Here is a 17,833-nt window from a genome sequence, read left to right on the forward strand (position 1 = left end):
CGGCCGGAAAATCGCGGTAGTGGAGCGCTATCGGTCGGCGCAGCGGGGACAGCGGGGGAAGGGTGGCGCCAGCAACTGCAAGGCGTGCGAAGCCTGTTGTGGGACGACACCGTTGCCGAGCGCGGTGAGTTGCGCTGGACGGCCGAGCCCCGGAGTCGCGGTGACCCAGCCGGCGTCAAGGCCCTGCATCCACTCCACGAAGTCCGCGCGGAGCCGACCGGCCGCGTCCGTGGGAGCCGGGGCCGGGCGGGTGAGGCTCTCCCATCGGGTGATGGCGGATCCGTACGCTCCCCATCGCCGGTCCGCGCCTCCGCCTCCGGCTTCTCCTGCGTCCAGAGGGGCAGGACCACCGCCGACAAGGGAGGCCGCCATCCCTTCCCGGGGCGGCGGCCCGGGGTGCCCGTGTCGCTGGCCCTCGGCGTCGGCAACAACGACGCAGCCGCGCTGGGCAGGGTCATGTCGCCATTGCCGTGCCGCTGGTTCGGTGAGCCCTTGATTCCGTCCGACGCCTTCGTGGTCGGCAGCAGCAGCCACTCGACCTCGTCGGCCAGGTTCGGACCGTGGCCCCCGCTCTTCCTCTTCGATGGATGCTGGCTGCCGCCGTTCTTGCCGATGTTGCTGGTCGGCGTCTTCAGCAGGGTGCCCGGCGGGCCATGCGGCGAGGAAGGTCCGCTCGCGGCGGTGCGGGGCCCCGACGTCGGAGGCGCGAAGCACGAGCCACTTCGCGTCGTACCCGAGGTCGGCCAGGGATCCGAGTACGGCACCGAGTGCCCGCAGAGCAGGCTGACCTGCGGTGTCTCCCAGACACCACGGGCAGGGTTCCACGTCGCCAGGGGAACCGGCGGGGGAGGTGAGGAGGCCGCGCACATTCTCGATCACAACCAGGCAGGGTCGGAGGGCTGCGACCGCACGGGCGACGTGCAGCCAGAGCCCGGAGCGGGTCTGGGCGTTGAGTCCGGCCCGGCGGCCGGCGACCGAGACGTCTTTGACAGGGGAAGCCGGCCGTCAGGACGCACACCCGGGGGACGGTGCGCCAGTCGACGGCGGTGATATCGCCCAGGTTCGGGACGCCGGGCCAGTGGCGGGCCAGGATGCGTGAGGCGTTCGGGTCTACCTCGGCGTGCCAGGCGAGCGTGCCGCCGAGCGCGGACTGCACGCCCAGGTCGAGGCCGCCGTACCCCGAGCAGAGAGACCCGATCAACGGGGTGGCGAGGCTCGGGGCCGTGATGCGTAGGTCCGGCGCGGCTGCGGAGATGGGGTAGATCAAGGCGAGTTCCAGGGGCAGAAGAGGCTGGTGGGGAGGGGGTCTCAAGGGTGGCCGCGCGAGGGTGGTCGGGCTGCTGACAGCGTGGGGAGACGGCTGGCCGGGGCTGGGGGTGACGCGCCTGGGCGGGGTGTGCTGCGGGCGCGGGCGGCTTTCACTCGGTCGGGCGGCGGCTCGGCCGCTGACGGAGCGGATGCCGTGGTCTTCGGAGCCGGACTGCTGTTCGCGGTGGCCCAGCGGGCACGTACCTCGTCGAGCGGACCGAGTTCGTGCAGGGCGTGGTTGATCAGCCGGCCGGGCCCCAGGACCTCGTCCTGGGCCAGGGTCCGGATGGCTCGCGCGGAGGCGGCGGCGGTGCGGGTGACGGAGGAGCGCATCACCCGCTGTCCGTACCAGTCAGCGCTGCCGGGGACCATGCCTTCGCAGACGGCGGTCAGCTGCTCGCTCGACACAGTGCCGTCGGCCAGCAGACCGCGTCGCTGGGCCTCCCAGAGCAGGGTGATCCGGTCGATGGGTTCGCCTCGGTGGTGCAGCGCGCCCAGGCACCGGTAGAGCTGCCCGTGGGTAGGGTCGGCGAAGTCTCCCGGCCGCAGCCAGGCCACCACCTCGCCCATGGCCCCGGGCTGTTCGGCGAGGACGGCCAGGAGGAACCGCTCGTCCTCGGCGACCTGGCCGCTCTGCGCCGGAGGCGGGATGTCTGTGGCGGCAGAGGGCCCAGCGGTGGGTGGGACCGGTCGAGGGTCGGTTCCCCAGCGTCGTGCAAGGTCGGTGAGTACGCCGGTCAGAACGTCCGCCGTGCGCAAGGCTCCCTCGACCTCGCCCTGGACGGCGTCGGCCCGAGCCGCCTGGTGGAGACGGATCGCGTGCTGGGCGACGGTGCGGTGAATCGCCCCCTCCAGCACCATGCGTCCGTACACCGGGGCGTGCTCGGTTCGGGGACATGCCTGGATCAGGGTGTGGGCGTACGCCGCGGTCAGCCCGCGCACGTGCTGTCCGGCCTCCTCGACCGCGTCGGTCACCCACGACAGCGGCAACGGACCAGCGGCCGAGAGCGCGGGATGCCCGTCGTTGCGCAGCTTGCGGAGGGCGTCGAACAGCGCCTGGTGGACGGGCCGATAGAAGTGGTCCGCAGCGAGCCACTCCAGGTGCGTGAGCTGCTCGGGGTCGAGGAGTGCGGCACCGAGGACCGCCTGCTCGGCACTCATCAGCGGGTTCACCGCCGGCCTCCGGGATCAACGCAGGGCGCCTTGTCCTGCCGGATGAGGAGGTTGGCGACTGCCTGGTCGGCGGCGGCCATCGACAGCGCGAAGTCGTCCAGGACGGCGGTGAAGGCGGGATCGGAGGCGGGAACCGAGCCGGCCCCGCCGTCGAGCCACCACCGGCCACCGCGCAGGACGACCGGAGCGTGGGCCAACCGCCCCTGCTGTGGTGTGGGCGCGCTCATGCCGACAGTCCAAGATCGTCCTGGCCGATGCTCTTCGCGAGGGCACGCTCGGTGATGGCCTTCGTGGCGCGAGCGGAAGCCGGGCCGACCACCTTGGCGGAGGGCTCCTTGTACCAGGGCTTGAGGTTGAGCATGGCGACCCGGATGCCGGTGGCCAGCAGCAGAACCTTGCCCTTGGGGAGGGCGCGGATGGCGTCCGGCGGAAGGATCCGTTCCGTGCGCATGCTCACCGACGTGGACTTGCCGCCCTCGCTGGTCGACACCGAGGTGGTCTGGACGTCATGGTCGCCGACCTGACGGCTGAGCCGGTCGGCGAAGTCCGCGTCGTCGATGCCAGATCCGATGATCTTGATGGTGGCGGCGGAGTACAGGGCGTCCATACCGGCCTCGCCCCAGCACCGCTGGCCCTGACGGTAGGACTGCAGGATCGTCATCGGGATGACGCCTCGGCTGCCCAGGTGGCTGTAGAGATCTGGGAGGTCCGAGATGCGGCAGACGTTCGCTGCCTCGTCGAGGACGCACAGGGCGGGCGGGTCGAGTCGCCCGCCGGAGCGCTCGGCGACGATCACGGCCGCGCGCATCACGGCGTCGGCCGCTGCCGCGATGATCGCGGACGCGCTGCCGCCGCCGTCCTTGCTCAGCAGGTACAAGGTGTCGCGGGACGTGGCGAAGGCGAACGGCTGGAACTCGGGAAGGTCGTCGTTGGGGGTGACCCAGGCGGCGACGTCCGGGTCGAGCAGGCAGCTCGCGTACTGCCTCGCGGTCTCATAGATGCCGTCGCGTGTTTCGGTCGCGCCGGAGACGGTGCCCTGGAGCTGGGCGGCGACCGCATGGTGGCCGGCGTCGGTGAGCAGGTCCACCGGGGTGCGGTCGGCCGGCATCGCGAGCCAGGCCAGGACGTCGGTGATCGGCCGCCGGTGGGATGCGGCGGCGAGAAAGAGGGCACCCAGGGTGTTGCTCGCGGCGGTGGACCAGAAGTCGGAGCCGCTGGACTCGTCCACGCTCGCGGTCACGAAGTGCCCCGCCAACCTCTTGGCCCCGGCGAGATCGCGGGCGTCAGCGAGGATGTCCCACCACATCTCGCGCGGGTGGTGGGCGATCTGCTGCGGATCGAGGGTCCAGATCGTGCCGACCTCGGCGCGGGCGTCCACCGTGGTGGTGAAGGCGTCGTTCGCGGCTTTGTTACTGGTGAGCAGGACCGGGCCCGGTGCCGAGAGGATCGCAGGGATCGCCAGCCCGGACGTCTTGCCGGAACGCGGGGCCATGATCGCGACGATCACGTCCTCCCAGGACGCGCGGACCTCCGCACGGCCGAGATCGAGGGTGCCGAGCAGGATGCCGCGGTCAGCGGGCAGGACCTCTTTTACTCTCCCGGCCGCCCAGGCTCGGGCGCAGGCTCTTCGCCTTGGCGACGATCTCCTTGTCCAGCAGCGGCGCCAGGTCCGCCTTCCGGGCGAGGCCGGACTTGGACCCGGCACGCCACCGCATCCACAGCACGGCAGCGGTGACGACCAGGGCAACGGTGAACAGGGCGGGGACGACGCGGGCGCCGACCATCAGCATGCTGGTGCTCAGGGCCGGCCACAGCACCTCCGGGTGCAGCAGCGCATCCGCTATGCGGAAGGGGGCCCATGTCCCGCTCCCGACCAAGGTGTTGGTGAGATTTCCGGTCAGCCAGGCCAGGGAGCCGAAGGCCATGGCGGCGCCGAGGATGCCGAACAGGAGGTAGAGGAGCGCGTCCGACCCGGTGGTGGTCGAGGGCGCGCTGGTGCGCGGGGAAGACACGGCGGTTCCTTGGGTGTGCGAGCGGGCAGGGGCGGGGCGCGCTCGGCTCTCGTGCAAATCATGGGGGTACTCCTGGACGTCTGAGGCGGAACGTTTCAGCGGGGTCGGCCGGCAGAACGAGGCGCGGGCGGAGGTGCTGCGGTGGCCGGCGGACTGCCGGTCGACGGCGATGTTCCGGCGCGCGGCGACGAGGCGCGGGCCGCCCGCTGCCGGGCTGCATCGACGTTCTGGGCAGCGGACGGCACCGGAGCAGCCTCGGCACCAGAGCGAGGCGCCGACGGGGAACTGGACGCCGAGGAGACCTTGGCCTGGTTCGCCGCAGGAGAAGTGGCGAGAGCGGCACCACGGTGATCACGGACGGTCCGTGCTGGGGAGTAGCTCGTCGAAGCAGCGCCGACGCGGCGTAGCTCGGCCTCGAAGTCGACGAGTTCGGACTGGGCCGAGCTGACGAACTCCGAGGCGAAGCCGAACCGGTCGGCGAGCGCATACGCGTCGTCGTCCAGGTCGTTGACCTGTTCTCCCGCTGCTTCCAGCGCCTCCCGGACACGCTCCAGCGCACCGTGCTCGGGGTGAAGGAGGTGGTCGACTGCCCGTTGAAGGCTGGCTCCGTCTTCGGCCGCACGGATCTGGTCCGTGATGCTGAGGAGTTCGGCTCCGGCGGCGTAGGGCCCCAGCGCATGCACCGGAGGGCTTATCCGGGCCGTGTCGAGAGACGACGGAAGGGTGACGTCATAGCGAGCGGCTCGAAGCATCTCGGCCGCATGGCTGGCGATGCCGACCTGGTCGGCGAGCGGAGTGGTGGTGGGCAGGCGATGGCGTCGGCCGTGCCAGTCGTCGATCTGCTTGAAACCGGCGTGACGGAGGAGCTGCGCGGCGAGGTCATCGGTAGTGCCCTTGGCAACGACGCTGCCGCTGTACTCGGACGTGATGGTGATCGAGGCAGGCACGGAAGTCTCCGGGGCAGAGGGAGCGAAGGACCCGTTGGAGGTGGGCCAGTGGGCAGAGCGTCCAGCAAATCCTGGGTTTGGTGCGGCCGAGAATCGCTGGTAGAGGCCGCACGGGGTCATGTCCCTTGTGGTGGTGTAGGCGATCAGTCGTCTGACGTGGCGGGTAGAACGGCCAGGGCTTCGGCGCCGACTACGCCACAGAAGTCAGCCGCCGCTGACTCGGCATGCCACAGCTCATGCTGGCCGGGCTTTCCGGCAGCGATCAATGGTCCACGGTTTCCTGAATTCAGGAATTTCTGTATTGTCGGAGGGTGCTGACACTCGCCGCTGACATCGACGTGCTGGCGCGGTTCGGTCGCGCCCTCGCCGACCCCATCCGCTGCCGCATCTTGCTCGCCCTGCGCCAGGCCCCGGCCTACCCGGCCGACCTCGCCGACAGCCTCGGCATCTCCCGCACCCGGCTGTCGAACCACCTGGCCTGCCTGCGCGACTGCGGCCTGGTCGTCACCGTCCCCCATGGCCGCCGCACTCGCTACGAACTCGCCGATGAACGTCTCGGCCACGCACTCGACGACCTCCGTGCCGCCGTGGTTGCGGTCGAAGCCGACCGCACCTGCGCCGATGCCGACGAGAAGGGCTGCTGCTGAATGACCGTGATATCCCTCGGCCCCAGCCCCGCCCGCCGCGACCTGCTCACCCGCCGGATACGCCTGCTGGTCACCGCGACGATCGCCTACAACGTCATCGAGGCGATCGTTGCCATCACCGCGGGGACCATCGCTTCCTCCACCGCGCTGATCGGCTTCGGCCTCGACTCCGTCATCGAGGTTTCGTCCGCCGCGGCGGTCGCCTGGCAGTTCTCCGCACGTGACCACACCACTCGCGAAGCCCGCGAGAAGCGCACCCTGCGGATCATCGCCGTCTCCTTCTTCGCCCTGGCGCTCTACGTCTCCCTCGGCTCCGTACGCGCGTTGACCGGCACCGGCGAAGCCGACCACTCGCTCCCCGGCATCGTGCTCGCCGCCATCTCGCTGGCGATCATGCCGTTCCTGTCGGCCGCCCAGCGCAGGACCGGCCGGGAACTCGGCTCCGCCTCGGCGGTCGCCGACTCCAAGCAGACCCTGCTCTGCACCTACCTCTCGGCCGTACTCCTCGTCGGCCTCCTGGCCAACCTGCTGCTCGGCTGGTCCTGGGCCGACCCGATCGCCGCCCTCGTCATCGCCGCCCTCGCCGTCAAGGAAGGCCGCGATGCCTGGCAAGGCAAGGGCTGCTGCGCTCCCAACACCGGCCACGAACCCGCCGCGTCCGCTGGCGACGCATGCGGCTGCGCCACGGGATGCAGCTGCCGCTGACCGCTCCCACCGGTGGTGGCCCAGGAACGACGGGCCACCACCCCAGCCATTCCACGACTTCTGATAGCCAGGGTTACCAACAACGGCCATGGAAGGGCCTCCTTGAGGAGTTGGATCAGCGGTCGCGGGAGTACGCGACGCGGGGGTCAACCGGCCGGACCGCCGGTGTGGTGACGGCGGCGGCGGGGACCGGCGCCCTGCCCGGGATACCGGCACGGGCCGGGCTGGCGGCGGGCGCGGCGGCGCTCAATGGAGACGCGCGGGCGGGACCACGGCCGCGCTCGCGGCCGGCGGTCGGCGTGGCAGCAGGGCGGGGCCGAGCCGTCACCTCTTGAGCGAGGCGGGGCTGCACTGCGACCTGGAGCCCTGAACGGTGCAGGGCCACCGTGGCGTCGGCGACTTTCCCCAGCGCCTCGACGCGATCGGTGGTCGCGGGGAGCGTGTAGATGTCCAGGCTCGAGTTGTGCCGCCAGCCGTCGTCCACCAGCGCCAGCCCGCTGAGGCCGGAGACACGGCCGTCGAGGGCTGCGACGATGCCGAGCTGTGGGTGATCGGCGAAGGCGACGTCTGGTTCACCGAGCGGACCGCGGTCGCGTACCCGTGCCGTGTCGGGCGCCGGTGCAGGGTCAAGTGCGACGTCCACATCGACCTGGTAGCCGGCCTTGCGCAGCAGCTCGATGGCCTGGCTTGTACGGCCGTGTCCGTCACGGTTTTGGTCGGCTAGCGCGTACAACGTCGGCTGGTCGGGGACGGGATGGAAGTCGAATCCCTTGAGCATCCAGGTGCTGGCCGCGAGGTTCTTCGGGTTCGCGGCGACGATGCCGTGGACGGGGTGGTGGCCGAAGGCCAGGTCGGGCAGCACGTCGTAGTGGCTGGGCATGGCAGATCCATCCGAGGCGGGTGCGGTTGCAGGTGCGGGCGACGGGCGGATCAGTTCTGAGGGTGCGGTGCACGGAGGACTCCTGGAACGCGGTCGGTCAGAGCCGGGGAGCAGATGAGGAACTGGCCGACGGCGGCGCGGTCCGCGTGGAGGACTCCGGCGGCGGACCGGTCGGGAGCACGCGCTGGCCGACCGACGGCGAGGAGGCGAGAGCGACACTCGCCCGGGATGGAGCGGAGCCGGGCGGGAGCACGGTGGCGGCGCGCGCCTTGCCGGAACGTTCCTGCTCCTGGCGTGTTGGCACGCCAAGGTGGTCCAGGCGGGCGTCGACAGCGGAGAGGAGGTCCGGCACGCTGCCGCCGTGGCGCGCATGCGGACCGTCCGGCTCGGAGTCGTAGATCACCTCGTAGACGGCGGGCTCGGCGGACCGGTGGCGGGTGACCATCCAGCTTTCCGGGGACTCGGGATGCTCGGAGGGTGGCTCCTGCGGCGGCGAGATGATCAGCGAACTGCCGTCGGGATGCTCGGCGTGGACGATGTAGTCGCTGAGGCCGTACTCGACGGTGCCCTCCAGGCCGCGCTGCCCCAGCGCGGAACAGAGGGCAGCCTGAAGGCGACGCGGATCGGACACGGGGGTCGGGGGCGAGGTTTCGAGGTGCATGGAGTTCTCCGATGCGAACATCCCGCCGCACGGCGGGAGCCGACGGGGCGTGGAGCTTGAAGAAGTGCGGTGGTCCATGAGGATCCGGTGATCGGGCAGTTTGGCGCTGCCGCGACTGCGTGCTAGGGATCACCGCGAGCGACCGGGAGCCGGCGGATGCGATGCCGGCGGGAGCTGGGGCGAAGCAGGTGATACGGCAGGGGCGTTGCGCGTCGAGCGGGTCAGGGCGGCGCGAGCCCGCTCGGTCTGCGCCGGCCGTTCGGTGTCCGCTCGGTGAGCGAGGTATTCGCCGACGCGCACCAACGCTGGTCCCTTGGAACCCAGTTCGTGTGAGTAGTGCCAGCCTTCGGTGTTGCGGTGCTCCTCGGCACGCTCCTTGTAGAGGTGGAGCACGCTCGGCTGCGAACCGTCCATTAGCGCCATGACGCCGTCCCATTCGTGCCGCAGTTCCTCTGCCCGGAACAGGATGGTGTCGATCCCGCGTATCCGACGGAGGTCGTCACTGATCGGCCCCTCGACGTAGTCGGGGCCGTCGGCGGCGGCGCGGACCCCGGCCAGCACCTCGGGTCCGTGGTCGAGGAACACTTCGGCGTGCTTCCACGCTTCGGCGTCCCGCTTGACCTTCCCGTCCCCGTAGACCTTGTCGTCCAGCGGCCAGCCGTCCGCGTCGCAGAGGGAGTCCGAAACCGCGTCCCAGGCGTCGCACGCCTCGTTGATCCCGGCGGCGGCCGTGGCCAGTGCCGGGAGGTGCCGTTGCCACGCCAAAGGGTCGGTGGCCTGCGACGGCTGGTTGTCGCCGGAGGAAGCAGTGGAAGAAGAAGACATGATCGATTCCCGTTGCTGTGCTGGTCGTTGGGCTAGGCGGCCATGCGGGCGTCTGTGTCGAACAGCTCCCGCTCGGCCGGGTGGAGGATGTGCTGGGTGATGAACGAGCGGCCGGCGACCTTCCACAGGCCCCGGCCCTTGGTCAGGGCGGACACCGCCTGGGTCTCGACGCCGGTCAGGCCGAGCAGAGATGCAGCGGCGGCGAGCTGGTCGGGCTCCTGGCGGTACATGATGCGCGTGCTGCAGTCCGCGAGGAGCCCCTCGGCCAGGACTCGGCCGCGTGAACCGGCGTCGCCCGCCGAGAGCAAGTCGCTGAGCCGGTGGATCACCATGAGGTTCGCGATGCCCAGCCCTCGGGAGAGCTTCCACTGGCTCTGCATCCGCTCCAGCAGCCCGACGTGCCGCATCAGTCGCCACGCCTCGTCGTAGATCACCCAGCGTCGACCGCCATCGGGATCACTGAGGGCTGACTCCATCCACGCGCTCGCGCACGTCATCGCGAGCACCAGTGCCGTGTCGTCACCGGAGCCGCCGAGACGGGAGAGGTCGATGGACAGCATCGGTGTGGTCGGGTCGAACGACACGGTGCTCGGTGCGTCGAACATGCCGCTCAAGTCGCCGTGCACGAGCCGTCGCAGGGCGTGGGCGAGGTCCTGGGCGGCTGAACCTAGGTGCCCCGCCTGGTGGCCGAGGGCGTGGTCGAGGCGTTCGGGGGAGCCGAGTACGTGCGCGATCTCGCCGAGCAGCGGCACCGTGCCCCGGGCGGCGGCGTCGGCGACGACCAGATCCAGGGCCAGGTCGAGGGCGGTGTGCTCCATCGGCAGCAGGTCGCGCTTCAGCACGGTGCGGGCGAGGCTGGCCAGCAGCAGCAGACGGCGCTTGCGAACCTCCGTGAACCAGTCCTCCTCGCTCACGGAGGCGGGGCGGGCCGGGGCGTCCAGCGGGTTCAACCGGCCGGGGAGCCCCGGGCCCAGGGCGATGCTGTATCCGCCGAGGGCCTGCGAGACGCCGGTCCACTCCCCCTTGGGATCGCAGGGGATGTAGATCCGGTAGCCGTGGGCGATCGACCGGGTGGCGATCGATTTCGCCAGCGCCGACTTGCCCATGCCGATGATCCCGGCCAGGACCGCGTTGGGGTTGGTGAAGCCCTCCACCCTGCCGCTGTTGTAGAGCGAGAACGGGTCGAAGCAGAAGGCCGCCTCCGCGTGCACATCGCGGCCGATGAACACCCCTTCGGCGCCCAGGCCACCCTCGGCCACGAACGGGTACGCGCCGCTGGCTGTGGCGGTGGTCATCCGGTGGGCGGGCAGGGCGAGCTTGCCGCCGCGGGCGGAGGCCGGACCGGGGCGACCGGCGGGCGGGTAGGTGGGCCGCAGATCCGGGTCGAGGGTCTGCTCGGCGCGGTGCTTGGGCGGGTTTCCGGCGAGGCGTGCCTGGCGGCGGGCTTCGGTGAAACCGGCTCGGGCGGCTCGCTGTTCGGCGCGTGTCGTCTTACGGGGCACGAACAGGGGGGAGGCGCTGGCGCGGGTACGGGGCATGAGCGTTTCTCCAGATGAGGGGTGGGTCAGCGGCGGACGAGGCCGGTGAACGGTGCGTGCAGGTCGGCCGGGGTGGTGCGCCGCCGGACGAGATGAGCGGTGCGCTGGTGGCGCTGGCAGATGGTCAGTTCCGGTGCTCCCTCCGGAAGGCCGGCCTGGCACGCCTCTGGTGTGGGGATCTCGCCGGAGTCCGGCCGGGGCGCCGCGTGGTAGGCGGCGTGGAGGTGCTCGGCGGCCTGCCAGATGCGGGTGCGGGCGGTACGGAGCTGGTCGCCCTCGACCGCGACGAGCTGCCCGGTGCGACCGGTGTGGGCGTCGAGCAGCCCGTACAGCGAAACGAGGTGGGCGTGCAGGGCGTCCAGCTCGGCCCGGGTGGTGACCAGCGGGCCGCCCGGGATGTTGAGCGCCCGGTGGAAGTCGAGCGCGGCGGTGGCGAAGGGCACGAAGTCCTGCGCGGTCGGGCTGGCGGTGCGGTACATGAGGGTGCTCTTTCGAAGGGAAGGGTCAGGCAGCGAGCGCGAGCGGCAGGGCGGCGGCGGTGAACGCCTCGGCCTGCTGCCAGGTCAGCGGCCGGAGATCGAGTTGGGCGCCGACAGCGGCGGTCTCCACGACGGCGCAGGCGGTGCGCAGCTCGTCCTCGGTGTCGGCCGAGACGGTCAGCAGACCGGTCAGGGCGACGTCGGCGTGCCCGGCGATGAGCTGGCGTTCGCGGGACTTGATGTCCTGGTACTCGATCGAGTCCGCCTCGGAGTCGACCTGGCCGCGCCGGGCCCGTTCGGCGGCGTCGGCGATCACGCTGGACTTCTTGCGCTGCACGTCGCGCAGGGCGGCGTCGAGGTTCTTCGGCTCGTAGGAGAGCGACAGCGTGCGCCGCACCCCGCCGGTGAACAGGAGCTGGTGCAGGAAGCCGGCGCTGGTCTCGGTGCGCGGCCAGTTCTCCACCCAGTAGGTGGCGTGCACGGCGGAGTCGGTGGCGATGTGATCCGCCTTCTCGACGACCACGACGGGTCCGGCGGCGGCGGGCTCGGCCTCGGGGCGACCGGCCGTGGACCAGCGGTCGAGTGTCGCCAGCGCCTTCGGGTCATAGGAAGTGCGCACCACGGCGGCGATCTCGCGGGCGGTGAGCCAGCCCGTCGGGGTGAGACCGGCGGTCCGCGCCGCCTGGTCGAACGTGGAGGTGAGCTGGGCGAGGACGCTGAAGGCACCGGTGAGACCGCCGCCAGCCTGGTTGATCAGCCGACGGGCCGCCTTGGTGTCCAGGGACACCGCGACGTACGCCTCGTGCGGGGCGGCTGCGGGACCGGCGCTCTGGATCAGCTCGTTATAGATCGCGCCGGCCATCGGGGTGTCGGGGCGGCCGTGCTCTTCCCAGTAGCGGCGCAGCGCGTCGCCGGAGTCGGGGATGGTGCGCTCGATCACCTGGATGCGGGCGATCTGCCCGGTACGGGCGAGAGCTGCCAGCGCGCGTCCCCAGCCGCCGACGTTGGCCTGCTGGGTGCCGGGGTCGAGCAGGGCGTAGGCGCGGGAGGAGACCTTGACCACCGCGGTCAGCGTCCCGGTGTGCGGGTTGTGGACGGCGCCGTACTTGCCGTCGGGAGCAGTGGTCACGCGCAGGCTGGCAGCGGTGCCGGGAAGGTGGAGCAGTCCCTCGCGGGTCGGCCGGCGAGAGGGCCGGGTGAGCCAGACGAGCTGGCCTCGCATCCGGCGCAGCGCGTACCGGACGACGATCGGGGCCCAGTCCGCCAGAGCACGGCCTCGGTGGCGGACGAAGACGAGCAGGGCGATCACGGCCCACAGCGGGATGAGCTGGAGGGCGCCGACCACACCGCGGGCGAGGATCACGACGAGAAGGAGAAGGCCGGTGAGCCCGGCGACGACCAACTGCGGGACGGACAGGCCGAGCAGGACGCCGCGCCTGCTGCGGTGCGGGAACTTCACGGTGGGCGTGGAGGACTGGTGCTTGCCGGACATGGTGGTTCCAGACGGTGGGAGCGGGCGGAGGACGGGGCGCGCGGCGCTCTTCTGGACGTCATGGCGAAACCTTCCTGCTGGTGGGGAGGCGGGGGCGGGCCGTGGAGTGCGGCCCGCCCCCGGGGATGTGGGTCAGGAACCCGACGGCGGCTGGGTGGGATACACCCAGTTCGTCGGCGTCGCGGAGCCGGTGGCCGACGGACCGGACCCGGACGCCGGAGTGCCCGAGGCCGAGGGTCCGGGGTCGGCCGGCGGCATGGAGGTCATGTCGCCGCCCGGAGCCGATGCGGCTGCGAGGTGACCGGAGCCGCCCGCAACGCTTTGGGCAGTCGGCTCGGAACCTTCCGGTTCGTCCTCGCCAGGACGTGTGATCAGCGGCGGGATCCCGGGGCGCTGGATCAGAGCCCGGCCCTTGTCGCCGCTCGCGTCCTGGTCTTCGCCGTACCGGAAGCGGGTCTGCTGCTTGGGCGGCCCGGCGTCGATGCCCTCCTTGCTGAGGTTGCCGCCGGAGGGGTTGATGCCGGAGGCGACGCCATCGGTGCCCGCGCCGGGGACCTGGTTCGGACCCTGCGGAGCGGGGGCGCCGGTACCGGCCCGCAGCGCGAGGCTGCCTGCGGTCTTCGCGGCTCCTGCGGCGACCGCCATGCCGGCGACACCGGTGCGGTGCATGTCGTCGTGGCCGCCGCCATCGCTGGCCCAGTGAACGAACTTGTACGTCGCGTAGGGGCAGAGCAACACCAGGACCATCACGACGATGCCGGCCATCGCGTCGGACAGGGCCGCCATTCCGTCGCTGGCGTCGGTCTTGCCCATGGCGGAGACGCCGATCAGGAAGACCACGGTCATCAACAGCTTGGAGACGATCAGGGTGCCGGTGGCCTCGATCCAGCCGCGCCGCCACCGTTTGGCGACTTCCCAGCCGCCGCCCGCCCCGGCGAACACCGCGAGCGCGACCATGATCAGGACGCCGACCTTGCGGGCCACCATCACGCCCCAATAGAGGAAAGCGCCGATCGCGCACCCGAAGGCCACCAGCGCGGGCACACCCCAGCCGAGGCCGTACATGGCCCCCATCTGATCAACCTTGATCACACGACGGATCGCGTCGTCGATCGAGGTGTTGGCGGCTTTGAAGAGGCCGTCGGACAGCGCGTCCACCACGGTGATGGCGACGGTCGTGAAGGCGATGGCGGAGAAGCTGAACAGGACTCCGGTCATGGTCCCGAACGCCGCCTTGGCGAGAGCGCGTTCGTCGCGGCGCCAGGCCGCGGTCATGAGCTGGATGCAGAAGATGCCGACGGTCAGGGCGAGGCCGATGGGCAGCAGCAGCTCGTAGTTGTCGCGGAACCAACCGGCGTTGAGGTCGATGGCCGTCGTCTTGTTGACGGCCTTGGCGGCCAGGTCGGCCGCGCTGGACGCCAGCTCGCCCGCCGACTTCGCGATCCACGCGCCGAGACCGTCGGTGACGGTGCCGGCGGGGTTGGTGGCGAAGTCGACAGCGCCGCACACCTTGTCCATCAGCGGGAAGTCGCAGACTCCCATGGGTCGTACCTCCGTTCTGGGGCGAGGGTCAGGGCGCGACGGACGGCATGACGCCGACCAGGGCGCAGGAGTGGTTGGGCCGACACTGGACCGCGAGGGTGGTGGACCGGCTCTCCGCGCCGCCGGCAGCCGAGCCCTTCCAGCGAATCGACTGCTTGCCGGAGACCGTGACGGCGTAGACGTACGCCTGCGTGATCGCCCCGGGGTCGTCCTGGAGAGCCTGGGTAAAGGCATGCGGGAAGTGCCCCTCGTTGATCTTGGCGGTGGCGACCTGCTTGTTGGCCGCCATCTCCTTCCACAGCACGGCCGAGGGGACCTCCTGATCGACGGAGGCCGGATCGGCGTACTTCGACTCCGTGGTCAGCCAGCCGCGCAGCGCCTTGCGCAGCTCGGGCTGCGAGTACGCGCGGGTGTCGTACGACCACAGCGCTGCGGCGGCGGCCTTCCCGTACGTGATCGGGTCGTGGGTCTTCGGCGGAACGGGCAGAGCGCGGGGCCGGGTGTGCGGCCCGGACGGTGTCGCGGGCGACGAGGACGCCGTGGGCGAACTCGGCGGTGGAGAAGCGGTATCGGAGGGGCTTCGGCCCTCGCGGGTGAGGTAGGCGGCCAGGCCGACGAGGGCGACGAGCACCGCCAGGACGGCAGTGCCGAGCAGCGCCCGGCGGCGCACGCGAGATGCGCCGCCGGGGTGGGCGGAGTGCTGAGCCATCAGTGGACCTGCGTCCCCAGCGTCGAGAAGAACGCCACTACACCGTTGGCCGCACCGAGAAGAAGGGCCGCGCCCGCGCTGACCAGCACGCCCTTCTTCCCGTTCGCCTCGGCCTGGTGACCACCGGAGTGGTGACCCCAGGCCCACACGCCCGCACTGACGGCGAGGGCTCCGACCACGGCGATGAGCCCGAACAAGTTGATCGAGCCCATCACCTGCTTGAGGACGTTGAGGCCCGGAAGCCCGCCCTCGTTGGGCTTGATTCCGGGGTCGTAGGCGAGCTGTATGACCTGTTCAGCGAGATACACGGGAACTCCAGTTCGAATGAGCGCACGCCAAAGCCCGGAGGGGCGAACCAGCGGTGCGAGGGGAGGTGAGGAGGGGGAGGAGCGCCGGTCAGACGACTCGGCGGGCCGCGAGAATCCGCGATTTCCAGGACGCGACGGTGGCGATCCGTACGACGTCACCGGTGTGCGGGGCGTGGACGATCAGGCCCTGCCCGATCGCCATCCCGACGTGTTCCGGTACGGCGGCCGTCCCCTCGGTGAAGAGGAGGTCGCCCGGCTTGAGGGCATCGACCGAGACGGCCTTGCCGCCCTTGACCTGCGTGTACGTGGTCCGCGTCAGGGTGACCCCGGCGGCCTTGTACGCGCCCTGCATCAGGGAGGAGCAGTCGCAGCGGCCCATCGGGTTCTTGCCGCGGGAGTCGGTGCACGTGCCGCCCCACTGATACGGGGTGCCGAGCTGGCCGAGCGCCCACCGGATCGCCGCCTGTACCTTCGGCGGCGCGGAGGCGGGAATCTTGTACTCGTCCGGCTGGGCGCCCGCCGGGATGGTGCCGAAGTCCGTCCCGTCGCCGTCCGCCGAACAACCCCCCGCGGAATCGGGAGAGGGGCTCCCGGTGTCGGCAGAGCCGGACGGCGACGGGCTCGGCGATGCGCCGCCGGCCTTCTGCAGCAGGGGCTCGATGGCCTTCTGCAGGGCGGTGGCCAGCGGCTCCCATTTGGCGTACGCCTCCGGGAAGCCCGACTTCTGTACCGCCTGCGCGGCCTGGGTGACAGAGAGGGACTGCCAGCCGGAGACCTTCTTGAGCCCCTCGTAGAACTTCGTCGAGGCGTGCACCGGGTCAAGGATCTGGCTAGCCGTACCCCAGCCCATCGACGGCCGCTGCTGGAAGAGACCCAGCGAATCGCGGTCGCCGTAGGTCAGGTTCCGCAGGCCGCTCTCCTGCAGCGCGGTCGCCAAGGCGACGACCTGCCCTCGGGCGGGGATGTTCATCGCAACGCCCGTGGCCTGGATCGTCTTGGCGTTGGGCACTTGGTCGGCAGGCGCGTCCAGACCCGGCACGGAGACCGAGCCCCTGTCGCCGCCGTCCAGGATGGCCTTCACCTGCTTGGCGACGGCGGAGGCGTCCACACCCTGTGCACCGTCGGTCGAGCACGAAGCCGAGGCCGTCCCGGCCCCGATGCCAAGAATCGGCAGTGCCAGCAGGAGCGGTCCGGTGGCGCACAGACCGACGAGGGCTCCCGTCGTCTTCTTCACGGCCACCCCCGTTCAGCGCGGCGGCGGTGCGGACCGGTCGAGGGAGGTGGGTCGGGGCACGGGTGTGTCAGGGCATGCTGCACCGCAGCGGCTCCTCGGTGATCGAAGGAGACGCGGTGCCGACTTCTCGTGCAAAGCCGTCGGCACCGCGCCGATGTGCATCCGCCTCTCGGCGGGCCCAGGTCAGAGGAGTTGGTAGCTCCGAGACGCCGGTTTCAGGTCACGCGCGGCAGCCAGCCGCGCTCGTAATCTCAGGCAGTGCACAGTGGCCTCCTCACGGCGTTCAAGGGCAGATGGGCAACATGCCCCCGACACCGCCCGATTGGACGAGACAGCACGGATAAGCACAGCTCAACGGGGGTGGAGCAGCGCTCCTTCCCGGTGGCACGGCGAGACAGTAGACCGGGATTCCGGCCGCGCCAAACGACTGCCATCCAGGGGCCCGAAGCAGGGAGCCACCTCGTTAGGCGCGGCCGGAATTCGCCGTTAACCTCCGCTGCAACCTCACACCGGATGCACGCCGTTGAGCGCTGCCCGGAGCAGGTCCAGACTCCGCCGCGCCCGAAGAGAGGCCCTCCCCATGAGCTACACGCTGCACCGAGGCGACGCCCTGACCGTCCTGAAGTCCCTCCCGGACGAGAGCGTCCAGGCGGTGATCACCGATCCGCCGTACAACTCCGGGGGCCGCACCAGCTCCGACCGGACCGGCCGTACCGCACGTGCCAAGTACGTCACGAGCAACTCGGCGCACGACCTCGCCAACTTCCCCGGCGAGAACCGCGACCAGCGCTCCTACCGCTCCTGGCTCACCGAACTGCTCACCGAGGCCTACCGGGCCTCGACCGAGCACGCGGTCGCCATGGTCTTCACCGACTGGCGCCAGGAGCCGACCACCTCCGACGCCCTTCAGATGGCGGGATGGACCTGGAGCGGCACGATCCCGTGGATCAAGCCGTCCAGCCGGCCCCGCAAGGGCGGGCCGAAGCAGGACTCGGAGTTCATCATCTGGGGCGTCAAGGGCTCCCTCGACAACACCCGCGACCTCTACCTGCCGGGGCACTACATCGCCTCCCAGCCCCGCAAGGGCCGGGTTCACATCACCCAGAAGCCGGTCGAGGTCATGCAGCAGCTCGTCCAGGTCTGCCCCGAGGGCGGCACCGTCCTTGACCCGTTCACCGGCAGCGGCTCCACCGGGGTCGCGGCCCTGCGCGAGGGACGCCGCTTCGTGGGCGTCGAGCTGTCCGCGCACTACGCGGACGTCGCCGAGGAGCGGCTGCGGGCAGAACTGACGAAGGACGACTTCGAGCTGGCCGGACCGGAGGCATGATCGTGAGAGCGGAGAGAGGCCAGGGCCGGCGGCCCACAGACGCCAA

The 17,833-nt window shown here is 71.0% G+C and carries 19 protein-coding genes and 1 pseudogene; 3 read left to right on the forward strand and 17 right to left on the reverse strand.

The genetic code is table 11. From position 1 onward, the window contains the following. Positions 1-27: 27 nt before the first annotated feature. The 7 genes and pseudogenes from ACFYMO_RS17680 to ACFYMO_RS17710 all read right to left on the reverse strand — a co-directional run bounded on the left by ACFYMO_RS17680 (position 28) and on the right by ACFYMO_RS17710 (position 5,440). The gene (locus ACFYMO_RS17680) at positions 28-924 is read right to left on the reverse strand and encodes a DNA cytosine methyltransferase (RefSeq protein WP_388547415.1); all 897 of its coding nucleotides are present in this window, start codon (positions 922-924) and stop codon (positions 28-30) included. A 121-nt stretch (positions 925-1,045) separates the two neighbouring features. After that, a pseudogene (locus tag ACFYMO_RS17685) lies at positions 1,046-1,156 on the reverse strand (DNA methyltransferase); the annotation flags it as partial. Positions 1,157-1,308: 152 nt separating this feature from the next. Beyond that, positions 1,309-2,481 (reverse strand): DnaB-like helicase N-terminal domain-containing protein, encoded by a 1,173-nt coding sequence (locus ACFYMO_RS17690; RefSeq protein WP_164181844.1) that lies wholly within the window; start codon positions 2,479-2,481, stop codon positions 1,309-1,311. Beyond that, positions 2,478-2,708, reverse strand: coding sequence for a hypothetical protein (locus tag ACFYMO_RS17695; RefSeq protein ID WP_164181846.1), 231 nt, complete (start codon positions 2,706-2,708; stop codon positions 2,478-2,480). Before ACFYMO_RS17695 ends, ACFYMO_RS17690 begins: the two co-directional genes overlap by 4 nt. Further along, the gene (locus tag ACFYMO_RS17700; protein WP_202432747.1) at positions 2,705-3,973 is read right to left on the reverse strand and encodes a type IV secretory system conjugative DNA transfer family protein; all 1,269 of its coding nucleotides are present in this window, start codon (positions 3,971-3,973) and stop codon (positions 2,705-2,707) included. Before ACFYMO_RS17700 ends, ACFYMO_RS17695 begins: the two co-directional genes overlap by 4 nt. 79 nt (positions 3,974-4,052) lie before the next feature. Beyond that, positions 4,053-4,493 (reverse strand): hypothetical protein, encoded by a 441-nt coding sequence (locus ACFYMO_RS17705; RefSeq protein WP_164181848.1) that lies wholly within the window; start codon positions 4,491-4,493, stop codon positions 4,053-4,055. Between the two features lie 95 nt (positions 4,494-4,588). Further along, positions 4,589-5,440 (reverse strand): hypothetical protein, encoded by an 852-nt coding sequence (locus ACFYMO_RS17710; protein WP_164181850.1) that lies wholly within the window; start codon positions 5,438-5,440, stop codon positions 4,589-4,591. Between the two features lie 311 nt (positions 5,441-5,751). On the opposite strand from ACFYMO_RS17710, the gene ACFYMO_RS17715 reads away from it, so the two are divergent. Beyond that, complete coding sequence (locus tag ACFYMO_RS17715) at positions 5,752-6,087, forward strand: helix-turn-helix transcriptional regulator (protein ID WP_056704932.1); 336 nt, start codon at positions 5,752-5,754, stop codon at positions 6,085-6,087. Further along, positions 6,088-6,792 carry a cation transporter gene (locus tag ACFYMO_RS17720; RefSeq protein WP_164181859.1) on the forward strand — a complete coding sequence of 235 codons (705 nt, stop codon included), beginning with the start codon at positions 6,088-6,090 and terminating at the stop codon, positions 6,790-6,792. It begins immediately after the preceding gene. Between the two features lie 115 nt (positions 6,793-6,907). Here the strand turns inward: ACFYMO_RS17720 and ACFYMO_RS17725 are convergent, their stop codons facing one another. The 10 genes from ACFYMO_RS17725 to ACFYMO_RS17770 form a co-directional block, all read right to left on the reverse strand. After that, a complete protein-coding gene (locus ACFYMO_RS17725; RefSeq protein ID WP_164181861.1) occupies positions 6,908-7,672 on the reverse strand; it encodes a hypothetical protein in 765 nt (254 codons plus the stop codon). A 97-nt stretch (positions 7,673-7,769) separates the two neighbouring features. Next, a complete protein-coding gene (locus ACFYMO_RS17730; RefSeq protein ID WP_164181863.1) occupies positions 7,770-8,333 on the reverse strand; it encodes a hypothetical protein in 564 nt (187 codons plus the stop codon). 129 nt (positions 8,334-8,462) lie between these two features. Next, positions 8,463-9,158 carry a hypothetical protein gene (locus tag ACFYMO_RS17735; protein ID WP_239105453.1) on the reverse strand — a complete coding sequence of 232 codons (696 nt, stop codon included), beginning with the start codon at positions 9,156-9,158 and terminating at the stop codon, positions 8,463-8,465. Positions 9,159-9,190: 32 nt separating this feature from the next. Continuing rightward, on the reverse strand, positions 9,191-10,696 hold the full coding sequence (locus ACFYMO_RS17740) for an ATP-binding protein (RefSeq protein WP_164181866.1): 1,506 nt from the start codon (positions 10,694-10,696) through the stop codon (positions 9,191-9,193). A gap of 26 nt (positions 10,697-10,722) precedes the next feature. After that, complete coding sequence (locus ACFYMO_RS17745; protein WP_096624770.1) at positions 10,723-11,175, reverse strand: DUF6238 family protein; 453 nt, start codon at positions 11,173-11,175, stop codon at positions 10,723-10,725. A gap of 25 nt (positions 11,176-11,200) precedes the next feature. Then, complete coding sequence (locus ACFYMO_RS17750; RefSeq protein WP_358721305.1) at positions 11,201-12,667, reverse strand: SCO6880 family protein; 1,467 nt, start codon at positions 12,665-12,667, stop codon at positions 11,201-11,203. A 132-nt stretch (positions 12,668-12,799) separates the two neighbouring features. Further along, the gene (locus ACFYMO_RS17755; RefSeq protein WP_358721306.1) at positions 12,800-14,209 is read right to left on the reverse strand and encodes an ATP-binding protein; all 1,410 of its coding nucleotides are present in this window, start codon (positions 14,207-14,209) and stop codon (positions 12,800-12,802) included. Between the two features lie 28 nt (positions 14,210-14,237). Further along, entirely contained in the window at positions 14,238-14,918 is a 681-nt protein-coding gene (locus tag ACFYMO_RS17760) for a hypothetical protein (protein ID WP_388547264.1), read from the reverse strand. Continuing rightward, positions 14,918-15,226, reverse strand: coding sequence for a DUF6112 family protein (locus ACFYMO_RS17765; protein ID WP_011029048.1), 309 nt, complete (start codon positions 15,224-15,226; stop codon positions 14,918-14,920). Before ACFYMO_RS17765 ends, ACFYMO_RS17760 begins: the two co-directional genes overlap by 1 nt. Before the next feature lie 88 nt (positions 15,227-15,314). Then, positions 15,315-16,460 (reverse strand): C40 family peptidase, encoded by a 1,146-nt coding sequence (locus ACFYMO_RS17770; RefSeq protein ID WP_358721308.1) that lies wholly within the window; start codon positions 16,458-16,460, stop codon positions 15,315-15,317. 580 nt (positions 16,461-17,040) lie between these two features. Between ACFYMO_RS17770 and ACFYMO_RS17775 the strand changes: the two genes are divergently transcribed. Next, positions 17,041-17,787 (forward strand): site-specific DNA-methyltransferase, encoded by a 747-nt coding sequence (locus ACFYMO_RS17775; RefSeq protein WP_047471334.1) that lies wholly within the window; start codon positions 17,041-17,043, stop codon positions 17,785-17,787. Positions 17,788-17,833 lie beyond the last annotated feature (46 nt).

This window comes from Streptomyces sp. NPDC007025, assembly GCF_042869455.1.
Classification (GTDB): Bacteria; Actinomycetota; Actinomycetes; order Streptomycetales; family Streptomycetaceae; genus Streptomyces.